Genomic DNA, 13,698 nt, shown 5'->3' with positions numbered 1-13,698 from the left:
CAACTTTATTTATTGGAAAATTCACTTTATGAAATTCAAAACGCTTGTAAAATCGACCGCACTTACAATTATCACGGCTTTAACCGTTTTACCGGCTCAAGCGCAGAATGATCCCCTGAAGCAATATGGGATTAAAGGTGCAAGTTTAAGTCGTACCACGTCGGTTAATTCACCGAAAAGTTATACGGTGAATGGGAAAACCTATACGACTCATGGAACTAATAGTGCCAAAGAATATTCAAAAAATGGAATAGCAAGTTATTACCATCGTAAATTCCATGGCCGCCGAACTTCCAGCGGAGAACTTTATAATGCCAATCTCTACACGGCTGCGCATAAAACTTTGCCGCTCAATTCTTATGCGCTAGTGACTAATTTACGTAATAATAAGAAAACGATTGTGCGGATTAATGATCGTGGCCCTTTTAGTCGTGATCGTATTATCGATCTTTCTTATACTGCGGCGAAAGAAATCGGTTTAATTGCCCGTGGGGTAGGACAGGTTAAAGTTGAAGCGCTTCATATCGCACGAAATGGGAATATTTCAGGAGCGGGCGCAAAAACCCTTGCCAAACATGCGAAAACCGAGGCGGCTTCTGAGCGTCTTGTGAATATAGAAAAAGACGAAAGAAAAAAATTCTCTAAAGAATCAAAAACATTTAAAGAACAGTACACCTTAAAAATGTTAAATTTTCCTAGCGAAAAGCATGCCAATGATATGATTACACGACTTGCGCTTGATAATGTTAATGCGGAAGTCAATCATCGCAATGGCAAATATGAAATTCATTTTGGACCTTTAAAAGATAAACAGGTCACAACACAGTTAAAAGCAAAATTACAAAAAATCGCCGGTGAAAGTCCGTTAATCGTTTATAGTCATAAAAATTAAGATTTTATTGAGGAAATGCAATGTTAAAGCAAAGTGCTAAATTCACCAAAACCGTTCTTCTTTCAGGTATTCTTGCCGTTTCTTCTGCTGCTATTGCGCAAGAGGATATGCAATACGGTATTGCACTACCGGAAGTGAAGGCGCAAACCTATATTTTAATGGATTACCATTCCGGTGCTGTACTCGCCGCATTAAATCCTGATCAGCGCCAATATCCCGCATCATTAACCAAAATGATGACAAGCTATGTTGTAGGACAAGCTTTAAAACAAGGAAAAATTCACAATACCGATATGGTGACGATTGGTGAAAGTGCGTGGGGACGTAATTTTCCGGATTCCTCTAAAATGTTCTTAAACCTCAATCAACAAGTTTCGGTGCAAGATTTAAATAAAGGGGTGATTATTGTTTCCGGTAATGATGCCAGTGTAGCATTAGCAGAGCATACATCAGGTTCGGTATTAAACTTTGTGGATACCATGAATAAATATGTTCAACAGTTTGGTTTAAAAAATACCAACTTCACCACACCACACGGTTTAGACGATCCAAACCAATATTCTTCCGCACGAGATATGGCGATCATCGGTGCACATATTATTCGTGATACACCGGAAGAATATAAAATTTATGCGGAAAAAGAGTTCACTTTTAATAAAATTAAACAACCTAACCGTAATGGCTTGTTGTGGGATAAAACGATGAATGTGGACGGAATGAAAACCGGTCACACCAGCCAAGCCGGATACAATCTTGTGGCATCAGCAACCAACCCTAGCAATATGCGTTTGATTTCCGTTGTGATGGGCGTACCAACTTATAAGGGCCGTGAAGTAGAAAGCAAGAAACTATTGCAATGGGGCTTTGCCAATTTTGAAACTTTAAAAACCCTTGAAGCTAATAAAGAGGTTTCCGAACAACCGGTCTATTATGGCGAGGTAGGCAATGTGAAACTGGGTGTATTACAAGATAGTTTTATTACCGTACCAAAAGGTAAACAGTCTGAATTAAAGGCCCGTTATGAATTAGATAACAAATACTTACAAGCTCCTTTGGTGAAAGGTCAAGTTGTTGGAAAAGTGATTTATCAGCTTGATGGAAAAGATGTCGCAGTCGTTAATTTACAAGCGATGCAAGAAGTCAAAGAAGGCGGATTTTTTGGAAATGCGTGGGATTGGTTAGTCCTCACCATAAAAAGCCTTTTCTAAAACACCTTGAAATTTAACCGCTCTTCCCTCATTTTATGTGGGAACTGACGATCTAAAACGGGGCAGATTTAAGATCTGCCCTTTATCTCACTCAAAGTAGCGAACAATTATGGCAACAGAACAAGATTACGAAAAACTGAAAGAATTAATGGAATTTCCTGCTGCAATGACATTTAAAGTTGCAGGGATAAATCGTGAAGATTTAGCACAAGATTTAATTGCTGTCGTGCAAAAATATCTCCCGGGGGATTACATTCCCAAAGAAAAACGCAGTAGCAAAGGCACTTATAATTCTGTTTCTATTGATGTAATTGCACAGAATTTCGAACAAGTGGAAACCCTTTACAAGGAACTCGCTAAAGTTGAAGGCGTAAAAATGGTGATTTAATATGGCGGCACTCCCACTTATCGTTCGTCAGCTGGGTTTACAGGATTATCAAGAAATCTGGCACAAAATGCAGGATTTTACGGATAATCGTCATGCTGATACAACCGACGAAATCTGGTTGGTTGAACATTCCTCTGTGTTTACTCAAGGGCAAGCGGGCAAGCCCGAACACCTGCTACAAAGCAGCGCTATTCCTGTGGTGCAATCCGATCGTGGTGGGCAAATTACTTACCATGGTCCCGGTCAGCTGGTGATGTATGTATTAATTGATATTCGACGTCACCAAAACTTAAACGTGCGTCAATTAGTCACCGCACTTGAACAATCGGTGGTAAAAACTTTAGCAGATTACGGTATTGAGGGGTATCCCAAAGCCGATGCTCCGGGTGTTTATATTGAAGGGAAAAAAATCTGCTCGTTGGGATTGCGTATTCGTAAAGGTTGTTCTTTCCACGGATTAGCCTTTAATATCAATATGGATTTGAATCCTTTCCATTATATTAATCCCTGTGGCTACGCCGGTTTAGAAATGTGTCAACTTGCCGATTTTATAGAAGAAAAAGACGCAACTTTAGATAATGTTTCGCCTAAATTAATTAAACACTTTGCCGAACTTTTAGGCTATAATGTAACGAAAATTTAACATCTACAATAAAAAATGCCTATTCTAGGCATTTTTCTTTAGGGAAAAATTATGTCAACGCCATTTAAAATGGAGCGGGGCGTCAAATATCGTGATGCTGCCAAAACTTCCATAATTCCTGTTAAAAATATCGATCCAAACCAAGAATTACTGAAAAAACCGGAATGGATGAAAATCAAGCTTCCAGCAAGTTCCGCCAAAATTGATAGTATCAAAAATGGAATGCGTCGCCACGGCTTACATTCCGTCTGTGAAGAAGCCTCTTGCCCAAATTTACACGAGTGTTTCAACCACGGCACGGCCACCTTTATGATTTTGGGGGCAATTTGTACCCGTCGTTGTCCTTTCTGTGATGTCGCTCACGGAAAACCTTTGCCGCCAGATCCGGAAGAGCCCCGTAAACTCGCTGAAACCATTCAGGATATGAAATTGAAATATGTGGTGATTACATCCGTGGATCGGGATGATTTAGCAGATCGTGGCGCAGGACATTTTGCCGAATGTGTGAAGGAAGTTCGGGCATTAAATCCGGGAATTAAAATTGAAATTTTAGTGCCTGATTTCCGTGGTCGTATTTCACAAGCGTTAGAAAAATTAAAAGACAATCCGCCTGATGTGTTTAACCATAATTTAGAAAATGTACCCCGCTTATATAAGGAAATCCGTCCGGGTGCCGATTATGAATGGTCACTCAAACTCCTTCGTGAATTCAAGGAAATGTTCCCAAATATTCCGACGAAATCAGGGCTAATGGTCGGCTTGGGTGAAACAAATGAAGAAATTTTAGAAGTGATGCAGGATCTGCGTGATAACGGTGTGACTATGCTCACTTTAGGGCAGTATTTACAACCAAGCCGTCATCATCTGCCGGTGGCTCGTTATGTGCCCCCTGAGGAATTTGATGAATTCCGTGATAAAGCTAATGGGATGGGATTTGAACACGCAGCCTGTGGCCCGTTTGTTCGTTCTTCCTATCACGCTGATCTCCAAGCAAGTGGCGGTTTAGTGAAATAAAAACAACCTCAAAAATAACCGCACTTTTGCCAAGAAAAATGGGCTGGGGCCAAAAGCACCAACCCATTTTTATTCGCCTAAGCGACCCAAAGCAATACTGCCAATAACTGCGGTGAAATAATCCTTAAGAACATCACCAACGGATAAACCGTGGCATAAGAAAGTGAAGCCGCACCATTGTCCTCTTTTATTTCATTAGCGAAAGCAAGGGCTGGGGGATCAGTCATTGAACCGGCAAGTAGTCCACAAATACTGAGATAATTCAGTTTGGCATATAGGCGTGCAATAACACCAACAATCATCAGAGGGACAAAAGTAATAAACATACCGTATCCCATCCATTCAAGCCCGGCTCCGTTTACTAAGGTATCAACGAAATTCCCACCGGATTTTAATCCCACAACGGTAAGAAAAAGAACAATGCCGATTTCACGCAAAGCAAGGTTTGCACTTGGCGGCATAAACCAATACAGTTTTCCAATACTCCCGATTCGGGCAAGAATTAATGCAACTACAAGTGGCCCACCGGCTAAACCAAGTTTAAGGGCAACAGGGAATCCGGGAATGTAAAAGGGAATAGAACCAAGTAAAACCCCTAGCCCTATCCCTAAAAATATCGGTAGCATCTGCACTTGTTGGAGTTTTTGTTGAGCGTTGCCAATAATAGAAATCGCTTTGTCCAGCACATCAGTGCGACCAACCATATGAAGTACATCACCAAATTGTAAGGAAGTATTTCCACTTGGTACTAATTCCACCCCGGTACGATTGAGGCGAGAAATCACCACCCCATATTTTTGGTGAATATGCAGGGTTCGAATTTTTTTACCCAATACTTTTTCATTGGTTACCACAACCCGCTCGGCTCGAATTTCTCCGCCGGGGGAAAGCACCGGTACATTGACTTCGTCGCCAATCACCAAACGCATATTTTTCAAACCATGATCATCTCCGACCAGATGTAATATATCATCAAGATGAATTTCAGTACTGGCTTTTGGAACGATAACACTTTCTCCACGAATTAAGCGGGAACAAACTACTTCTTCATCATCAAATCCCGGAATTTCAACTAATGTGATCCCGTCCAAATTACGGTTGGTTACTTTTACCGAAATAGTATGTAAACTTTCTTTATCCTGCCCATTTTGTTTATTGAAACGCTGTGCTTCGTCGTCGATTTTTACCCGAAAAAACAAACGAATTAACCACATGGCAAGCAAAATCCCACAAATTCCGAAAGGGTATGCCATTGCGTAGGCAATCCCCATTGTGGCGGTCGCTTCAGGCATACCTAATTCACTCAAAACCTGTTGTCCGGCCCCCAAAGACGGCGTATTGGTTACTGCACCAGAATAAATGCCTAACGCAATATCTAAGGGGACATTGCCCATTTTGTGCAAAATGAAAACAGAAAATGAGCCGATAACGACAATTAAAATCGCAAGCACATTGAGTTCTAAACCGGATTGTCGTAAAGAGGCAAAAAAACCGGGTCCCACTTGAATCCCTATGGTATAGACAAACAAAATCAAACCGAACTCTTGCACAAAATGCAAAGTATGCTCATTAAGCTGTAAGCCATACTGATTGGTAAAGTGTGCAACAATAATACCGCCAAATAGCACGCCGCCTATGCCTAGACCTACGCCCCTTATCTTCCAATGCCCAATCCACAAACCAATGACGGCGACAAGGGCAAGGAGGCTAATCGTGATTGCAATCTCGCTCATTCTAACCTCATAACTAAATATAACTATTATGGATTATAGCAATTTGGTTTTTTGAAAACTTTAACGAAACTCAAAAAATGATAACTTCATCACAATTTTTCTTGCTTAATCATGAACTCCGCCTAAAATGACCGCACTTTTGTTTTTTTACGGATACATTTATGGATTACGGACAAGAAGCGATGACCTCGCTCCTGTGGATTTTGAAAACCCTTACGATTACTGCGGTAGTATTTAGCGCCGGAATCTTTTTGCTCGTACGCTTTACCCACTGGGGAAAACAATTCTGGATGTTTGCCGGTGGTTATCTTTCTCCAAAACGTAGTATTAAACCCTTATTATTTTTCTTGTTGATTGTGGCGCTTACCCTAGTAAGCGTTCGCATCAGTTTGGTACATTCCGTGTGGTACAACAATATGTACACTTCGTTACAAGAGTTTAATGAGCCCGTCTTTTGGCAACAAATGGGCTTGTTTTGTGTAATTGCGACCAGTGCGGTGTCCACCTATTTAGTTAGTTACTATATTGAACAACGTTTTGTGATTGATTGGATTACTTGGCTAAATGATGAACTTGCGGGCAAATGGATGGCAAATCGCGCTTATTATAAAACGCAATATTTATCCGCTAATCTGGATAACCCGGATCAACGTATTCAACAGGATATACAATCTTATGTTAAAACTACATTGTCATTAAGCACCGGTGTTATTGATGCGGTTACTTCTATGATTTCCTATACCATTCTATTGTGGGGATTGGCAGGACCGATGATGATATTGGGCATGGAAATTCCGCATATGATGGTGTTTTTAGTTTTTGCTTATGTGCTCCTCACTACATTAATTGCATTTTGGCTTGGTCGTCCACTTATCAGCCTAAATTTTGCTAATGAACGCTTGAATGCAAACTATCGATATTCCCTCATTCGCATTAAGGAATATGCGGAAAGTATTGCATTTTATGCCGGAGAAAAGGTTGAACAATATCAGCTTTATCGCCAATTTCGCGCGGTGATCAAAAATATGTGGGATATTGTATTTAGAACGCTGAAATTTTCCGGTTTTAACTTAGTGGTCACCCAAGTTTCCGTCGTATTCCCATTGTTGATCCAAGTGGGGCGCTATTTTGAAAAACAAATCAAACTTGGTGATTTAATGCAGACTTTGCAGGTATTTGGGCAATTACATTCTAACTTGTCTTTCTTCCGCAACACCTATGATAATTTCGCCGGTTACAAAGCAACGCTTGACCGTTTAACCGGCTTTACTTATGCCATTGATATGGCAAATCGAGAATCACAAACTAAAATTCAGAGCACTGAAAATGAGGTTGTTTTCGAGCATTTAAGTATCAAAAATCCCTTTGGACAAACGCTTATTGAAGATCTCAATCTTACCTTGCCACAGGGCGCAAGCCTATTGATCCAAGGAAATTCCGGTGTAGGGAAAACCACCCTATTACGCACAGCCGCCGGGCTTTGGTCTTATTCTTTAGGGAAAATTTATTGTCCTCAACAACAACTTTTTCTTTCACAAAAACCTTATTTACCGCAAGGTAGCCTACTCACAGCGTTAGCCTACCCAAAAAATGTGGAAGAAATTGACCGCACTTTGGCGGAAGATACCTTACGTAAAGTACAGCTCGGGCATTTAGTCGAACGTTTGGAGCAACCCCAAGATTGGACACGCATTCTTTCTCTTGGTGAACAACAGCGTTTAGCCTTTGCCCGTTTACTCTTGCATAAACCGAAAGTCGCCTTTTTAGATGAGGCCACAGCAAGTATGGATGAAGGGTTGGAAGATGCTATGTATCGTTTATTAAAAGGCGAATTGCCGACAATGACGATCATCAGTGTGGGACATCGTTCTACATTAAAGGCTTTCCATCAACAACAGCTTAATATTTTATCGAAAGGTGAATGGTCGTTAAATAAAATCAACGGATAGCGGAGTAAAAGTGCGGTCATTTTTTACCGCATTTTTCTTCATGCGGTATATAAAAATACTGTTATCAACAGCGATTTTTTGGTACATTTAGCACAATTTTTTGTGTATTCAAATATGAGCAAATTTTTAATCAATTCAAATTAACGGAATTATTATGTTATTTAAAAAAATACGCGGTTTATTTTCAAATGATCTTTCTATCGATTTAGGTACAGCAAATACGCTGATTTATGTAAAAGGGCAGGGAATTGTATTAGATGAGCCTTCTGTGGTGGCGATTCGCCAAGATCGAATGGGCGCATTGAAAAGCATTGCTGCGGTAGGTAAAGAAGCGAAACAAATGTTGGGACGTACGCCAAAAAGTATTGTGGCTATTCGTCCGATGAAAGATGGGGTCATCGCAGACTTTTTTGTAACGGAAAAAATGTTACAGTATTTCATTAAACAGGTTCACAGCGGCAATTTTATGCGCCCAAGCCCTCGTGTATTGGTCTGTGTACCGGCAGGCGCAACACAGGTTGAGCGACGTGCAATTAAAGAGTCGGCGATTGGTGCCGGCGCACGTGAGGTTTATTTAATTGAAGAACCTATGGCTGCGGCAATCGGGGCAAAATTACCTGTTTCTACCGCAGTCGGTTCAATGGTTATTGATATCGGTGGTGGAACAACCGAAGTCGCCGTGATTTCCTTGAATGGCATCGTATATTCTTCCTCTGTTCGTATTGGTGGTGACCGTTTTGATGAAGCCATTATTTCTTATGTTCGCCGTACTTTTGGTTCAGTCATTGGGGAACCTACGGCAGAACGAATTAAGCAAGAAATTGGTACGGCTTATATTCAGGAAGGTGATGAAATCAAAGAAATGGAAGTACATGGGCATAACCTTGCCGAAGGTGCGCCTCGTTCTTTCAAACTCACTTCTCGTGATGTTTTAGAAGCGATTCAACAGCCGTTAAACGGTATTGTGGCGGCAGTGCGTACCGCACTTGAAGAATGTCAGCCGGAGCACGCTGCGGATATTTTTGAACGTGGTATGGTTTTGACCGGCGGTGGTGCCTTATTGCGCAATATTGATATTTTGCTTGCACGTGAATCAGGTGTACCAACCATTATTGCTGAAGAACCTCTTACCTGTGTGGCGAGAGGCGGCGGTGAAGCGTTAGAAATGATCGATATGCATGGTGGCGATATTTTTAGCGATGAAATCTAATTTATCATCAATGAAAAGTGCGGTTGATTTTGACCGCACTTTTGCTTTAAGCCATTAATGGATTAGGTATTTTAATGAAACCGATTTTTGGTAAATCTCCTCCTTTAGGATTCCGCTTAGCTCTTGCGGTGATTGCCTCTGCCGGTCTTATTTTGGCAGATGGACAGGATTCCATGAACAAAGTGCGCAGTATGATGGAAACGGCGGTGGGCGGTCTGTATTATTTAGCAAATAGCCCGCGTACGGTATTAGACGGTGTCTCGGATAATCTTGTCGATACCAACAAACTGCAAATTGAAAATAAAGTGTTACGTGAACAGCTTCGTGAAAAAAATGCGGATTTATTGCTGTTAGATCAGATTAAAGTTGAAAATCAGCGTTTACGTTTATTACTTAATTCGCCATTAAGAACCGATGAATATAAAAAAATTGCAGAAGTGCTGACGGCTGAAACTGATGTATATCGCCAGCAAATTGTGATTAATCAGGGGGAAAAAGACGGCGCTTATGTAGGGCAACCGATCATCGATGAAAAAGGGGTGATTGGGCAAATTATCTCTGTCGGCGCGAATACCAGTCGGGTATTGTTGATGACGGATGTGACTCATTCTATCCCTATCCAAGTGCTACGTAATGATGTACGTGTGATTGCTAGCGGCACCGGGCATACAGATGAACTTACGCTTGATAATGTACCACGTTCAGTGGATATTGAAAAAGGCGATTTATTGGTAACCTCCGGTTTAGGGGGGCGTTTTCTTGAAGGCTATCCCGTAGCAGTGGTGCAAAGTGTATCACGTGATGGCACAAATTATTTTGCAACGGTAAAAGCCAAACCGCTAGCATCTTTAGAGCGTTTACGTTACGTGCTTTTACTTTGGCCAAGCACCTTAGATATATCGAAAGTAAAATCGATGTCACCGGAAGAAGTGCGTGAGCTTGTACAAAAACGATTGGAAAGCCAAGCCAATGAGGTGAATAATAAAGTGCATAAAATGAAAATTACTGAGGAACAAGAACCAAAGACTGAAAATAATAAAGAAGAAATTGAGCCTGAAATTCCGACCGAAGCACCGCAAGATGAGCCTGTTTCACCGGAACAACGGGAATATAGGGAGGAAGGCTAATGCAAATGCGCTTAATTTTGCAATGGGTTATGATCCTCTTATTCTTTATTATTGCGCTTGTTATGGAACTTGCACCTTGGCCGATAGGTTTTCAAGCCTTTAAACCATCTTGGTTAGTTTTAGTGCTAACCTATTGGGTCTTAGCCATCCCTAACAAAGTGAGTATCGGTATTGCTTTTTTACTTGGTGTGATTTGGGATATAGTACTTGGTTCTACTCTTGGTATTCATGCATTAGTGCTTTCAGTCGCTTTTTACTTTATTGCTAAAAATTATCTAGTACTGCGTAATCTTTCCTTATGGTTTCAAAGCTTATTGGTGATTATTTTTGTGTTTTTCATCCGGTTTGCTATTTTTCTTGTGGAATTATTTTTACATAGTGCGGTTTTTAATTGGCAGGAAATCTTTGGTGCTATCGCTTCGGGTATATTATGGCCGTGGGTATTTTTATTGATGCGAAAAATGCGTAGAAAAGTAGGCTTAAGCTAAAATAAGAGCAGGTTAGTGAGATTATTTTTTCAATGAACTTGTAATTATGAAATAAAAAGGGAAACTTAAGTTTCCCTTTTTTTGTGTCTTGGTTCTATAAAGTTTATTTTAGCGTTAGCAACATTATGAACGTTTCATTATTTCAAAAAATTCTTCGTTGGTTTTTGCTACACCAAGTTTATCAATGAGCCATTCCATTGCTTCCACTTCTCCCATTGGGTTGAGAATTTTACGAAGAATCCACATTTTTTGGAGCTCGTCAGGAGTGGTGAGTAGGTCTTCTTTACGTGTACCTGAACGATTGAAGTCAATAGCCGGGAATACGCGTTTTTCCGCAATTTTACGAGAAAGATGAAGTTCCATATTACCGGTTCCTTTAAATTCCTCGAAAATCACTTCATCCATTTTTGAGCCAGTATCCACAAGTGCGGTCGCAATAATCGTCAAACTACCGCCTTCTTCCACATTACGCGCAGCCCCGAAGAAACGTTTTGGACGATGTAATGCATTAGCATCCACCCCACCGGATAAGATTTTACCGGAAGCAGGGGTAACGGTATTGTAGGCACGGGCTAAACGTGTGATAGAGTCAAGTAAAATCACCACATCTTTTTTGTGCTCCACAGAACGTTTGGCTTTTTCGATTACCATTTCTGCTACTTGAACGTGGCGTGCGGCCGGTTCGTCAAAGGTTGATGCGATCACTTCACCTTTCACGGAACGTTGCATTTCGGTGACCTCCTCCGGGCGCTCATCAATTAACAGGACGATGAGTTCACATTCCGGATAATTATGGGTAATACTTTGTGCAATATTTTGTAGCAACATGGTTTTACCGGCTTTTGGCGGTGCGACAATCAAACCTCGCTGACCTTTACCGATAGGCGAGGCTAAATCCAAAATACGAGCGGTTAAGTCTTCCGTTGAACCATTACCACGTTCCATTCTTAAACGAGAATTCGCATGCAATGGTGTTAAGTTTTCAAAAAGAATCTTGCTGCGGGAAACTTCAGGCTTGTCGTCATTGACTTGATCCACTTTCAATAAAGCAAAATAGCGTTCACCTTCTTTTGGCGGACGGATTTTACCTTCAATTTTATCACCGGTTTGGAGGTTGAAACGACGGATTTGACTAGGGGAAACATAGATATCATCGGGGCCGGCAAGATAGGAACTATCGGCGGAACGGAGAAAACCGAAACCGTCAGGTAGAATTTCTAACACGCCACCGCCAAAAATATCTTCACCACTTTTTGCGTGTTGTTTTAAGATAGCAAAGACAATATCTTGTTTACGCAAACGGGCTAAATTTTCCAAGCCCATTTGCTCCTCGCCGAGTCTCACAAGATCTGAAACAGGCGTATTTTTAAGTTCTGTTAAATGCATAATGAATAATTGTTGGGATTATTAAGAGTTGAGTTAATGAATGGTGGGCGGATACCCTAAAATTGGTGCGTAAGGTATCACTAAAAATAAACCCTGTCTAGTTTTTGTTGTAAAAATGGCGTTTTTTTATGGTAAAGTGCGGTTTGTTTTTATAAAGTTTTGGAATTTCTGAAATATTCGTTGATTTATGCATAAATATGCATTAATTTAGAATAATTTCTTAATCAGGCTGTTTTAAAACAGCCAAAAATTCAATGATAGAGGATGAATTATGGCACTTTGGGGTGGGCGTTTTACACAAGCAGCCGATAAACGTTTTAAAGATTTTAATGATTCTTTACGTTTTGATTATCGTCTGGCCGAACAAGATATTGAAGGATCAATCGGTTGGTCGAAAGCGTTAGTCAAAGTGAATGTATTAACGCAAGAGGAACAGCAACAATTAGAGCAAGCATTAAACGAATTATTGATCGAAGTGCGGTCAAATCCGCAAGCGATTTTGCAAGATGAAGCGGAAGATATTCATAGCTGGGTGGAAAGTAAACTGATTGATAAAGTCGGCAACCTTGGTAAAAAATTGCATACCGGACGCAGTCGTAACGATCAGGTCGCGCTGGATATTAAAATGTGGTGTAAACAGCGTGTGATTGAATTACAAGATTCAATTCGCAATTTGCAACGCCATTTGGTGCAAACCGCTGAAAATACGCAAGAAGCCGTGATGCCGGGTTATACCCATCTTCAACGCGCGCAACCGATCACTTTTGCCCATTGGTGTATGGCTTATGTGGAAATGTTTGATCGGGATTATACCCGTTTAACGGATGCCTATAAACGTATGAATACTTGCCCGCTCGGTAGCGGTGCCTTGGCGGGGACGGCTTATGCGGTGGACCGTGATGCACTTGCTTTGGATTTAGGGTTTAGCTTTGCCACCCGCAACAGTTTAGACAGCGTATCGGATCGTGATCATATCGTGGAATTGCTCTCTGCCGCCTCTCTCAGTATGGCGCACCTCTCCCGTTTTGCGGAAGATATGATTATTTTCAACAGCGGCGAAGCGAATTTTGTGGAATTATCGGATCGTGTAACCTCCGGTTCCTCCCTTATGCCGCAAAAGAAAAATCCCGATGCCTGCGAATTGATTCGTGGCAAAGCAGGTCGTGTAATGGGCGCGTTAACCGGTATGCTGATGACGCTAAAAGGGTTGCCGCTCGCTTACAACAAAGATATGCAGGAAGATAAAGAAGGGATTTTTGATGCCCTTGACACTTGGCAGGATTGTGTCGATATGGCGACCTTTGTGCTGGATGAATTAAAAGTGAATGTTGAACGTACCCGTGAAGCCGCACTAAAAGGCTATTCCAATGCCACCGAGTTGGCGGATTATCTTGTGGCAAAAGGTGTGCCGTTCCGTGATTCTCATCATATTGTGGGCGAAACCGTGGTATATGCCATTGAAAAAGGCAAAGGGTTAGAAGATTTAACCATTCCGGAATTCCGTCAATTTAGCGAAGTGGTGGGCGATGATGTGTATGATATTCTTTCCCTTCAATCTTGTTTGGATAAACGTTGTGCGAAAGGTGGCGTTTCGCCATTGAGAGTGGCAGAAGCCATTGCGGAAGCAAAAGAAAGATTTGCTTAAATAAAACCAAATAAC

General features: G+C 41.2%; 12 protein-coding genes. 10 read left to right on the top strand and 2 right to left on the bottom strand.

Features of this window, described 5'->3' with window-relative positions:
• The first annotated feature begins 28 nt into the window (after positions 1–28).
• The 5 genes from BKG94_RS01845 to lipA all read left to right on the top strand — a co-directional run bounded on the left by BKG94_RS01845 (position 29) and on the right by lipA (position 4,145).
• On the top strand, positions 29–892 hold the full coding sequence (locus tag BKG94_RS01845) for a septal ring lytic transglycosylase RlpA family protein (RefSeq protein WP_077434100.1): 864 nt from the start codon (positions 29–31) through the stop codon (positions 890–892).
• Between the two features lie 20 nt (positions 893–912).
• The gene (locus BKG94_RS01840) at positions 913–2,100 is read left to right on the top strand and encodes a serine hydrolase (protein WP_077433656.1); all 1,188 of its coding nucleotides are present in this window, start codon (positions 913–915) and stop codon (positions 2,098–2,100) included.
• A 109-nt stretch (positions 2,101–2,209) separates the two neighbouring features.
• Complete coding sequence (ybeD, locus tag BKG94_RS01835; protein ID WP_077433654.1) at positions 2,210–2,488, top strand: DUF493 family protein YbeD; 279 nt, start codon at positions 2,210–2,212, stop codon at positions 2,486–2,488.
• Position 2,489: 1 nt separating this feature from the next.
• Positions 2,490–3,131 carry a lipoyl(octanoyl) transferase LipB gene (lipB, locus tag BKG94_RS01830; protein ID WP_077433652.1) on the top strand — a complete coding sequence of 214 codons (642 nt, stop codon included), beginning with the start codon at positions 2,490–2,492 and terminating at the stop codon, positions 3,129–3,131.
• A 51-nt stretch (positions 3,132–3,182) separates the two neighbouring features.
• On the top strand, positions 3,183–4,145 hold the full coding sequence (gene lipA / locus BKG94_RS01825; RefSeq protein ID WP_077433650.1) for a lipoyl synthase: 963 nt from the start codon (positions 3,183–3,185) through the stop codon (positions 4,143–4,145).
• A gap of 77 nt (positions 4,146–4,222) precedes the next feature.
• Here the strand turns inward: lipA and BKG94_RS01820 are convergent, their stop codons facing one another.
• Positions 4,223–5,878: a putative transporter gene (locus BKG94_RS01820; RefSeq protein ID WP_077433648.1), complete on the bottom strand. Its 1,656-nt coding sequence runs from the start codon at positions 5,876–5,878 to the stop codon at positions 4,223–4,225.
• A 161-nt stretch (positions 5,879–6,039) separates the two neighbouring features.
• On the opposite strand from BKG94_RS01820, the gene BKG94_RS01815 reads away from it, so the two are divergent.
• The 4 genes from BKG94_RS01815 (at position 6,040) to mreD (ending at position 10,652) form a co-directional block, all read left to right on the top strand.
• Complete coding sequence (locus BKG94_RS01815; protein WP_077433646.1) at positions 6,040–7,827, top strand: ABC transporter ATP-binding protein/permease; 1,788 nt, start codon at positions 6,040–6,042, stop codon at positions 7,825–7,827.
• A gap of 154 nt (positions 7,828–7,981) precedes the next feature.
• On the top strand, positions 7,982–9,037 hold the full coding sequence (locus BKG94_RS01810) for a rod shape-determining protein (RefSeq protein WP_059367493.1): 1,056 nt from the start codon (positions 7,982–7,984) through the stop codon (positions 9,035–9,037).
• 74 nt (positions 9,038–9,111) lie between these two features.
• A complete protein-coding gene (gene mreC / locus BKG94_RS01805; protein ID WP_077433644.1) occupies positions 9,112–10,164 on the top strand; it encodes a rod shape-determining protein MreC in 1,053 nt (350 codons plus the stop codon).
• Positions 10,164–10,652 carry a rod shape-determining protein MreD gene (mreD, locus tag BKG94_RS01800; RefSeq protein ID WP_077433642.1) on the top strand — a complete coding sequence of 163 codons (489 nt, stop codon included), beginning with the start codon at positions 10,164–10,166 and terminating at the stop codon, positions 10,650–10,652. Before mreC ends, mreD begins: the two co-directional genes overlap by 1 nt.
• Positions 10,653–10,775: 123 nt before the next feature.
• Here the strand turns inward: mreD and rho are convergent, their stop codons facing one another.
• A complete protein-coding gene (rho, locus tag BKG94_RS01795) occupies positions 10,776–12,038 on the bottom strand; it encodes a transcription termination factor Rho (protein ID WP_077433640.1) in 1,263 nt (420 codons plus the stop codon).
• A 271-nt stretch (positions 12,039–12,309) separates the two neighbouring features.
• Here rho and argH point away from each other — a divergent pair, with 271 nt between their 5' ends.
• Positions 12,310–13,683: an argininosuccinate lyase gene (argH, locus tag BKG94_RS01790; RefSeq protein WP_077433638.1), complete on the top strand. Its 1,374-nt coding sequence runs from the start codon at positions 12,310–12,312 to the stop codon at positions 13,681–13,683.
• The last annotated feature ends 15 nt before the right edge of the window (positions 13,684–13,698 follow it).

Origin of the sequence: Rodentibacter ratti (assembly GCF_002000485.1) — a bacterium.
GTDB classification, from domain to species: Bacteria; Pseudomonadota; Gammaproteobacteria; order Enterobacterales; family Pasteurellaceae; genus Rodentibacter; species Rodentibacter ratti.
Note: the sequence above shows the minus strand (reverse complement) of the source record. Positions and strands in the feature narration are given on the sequence as shown.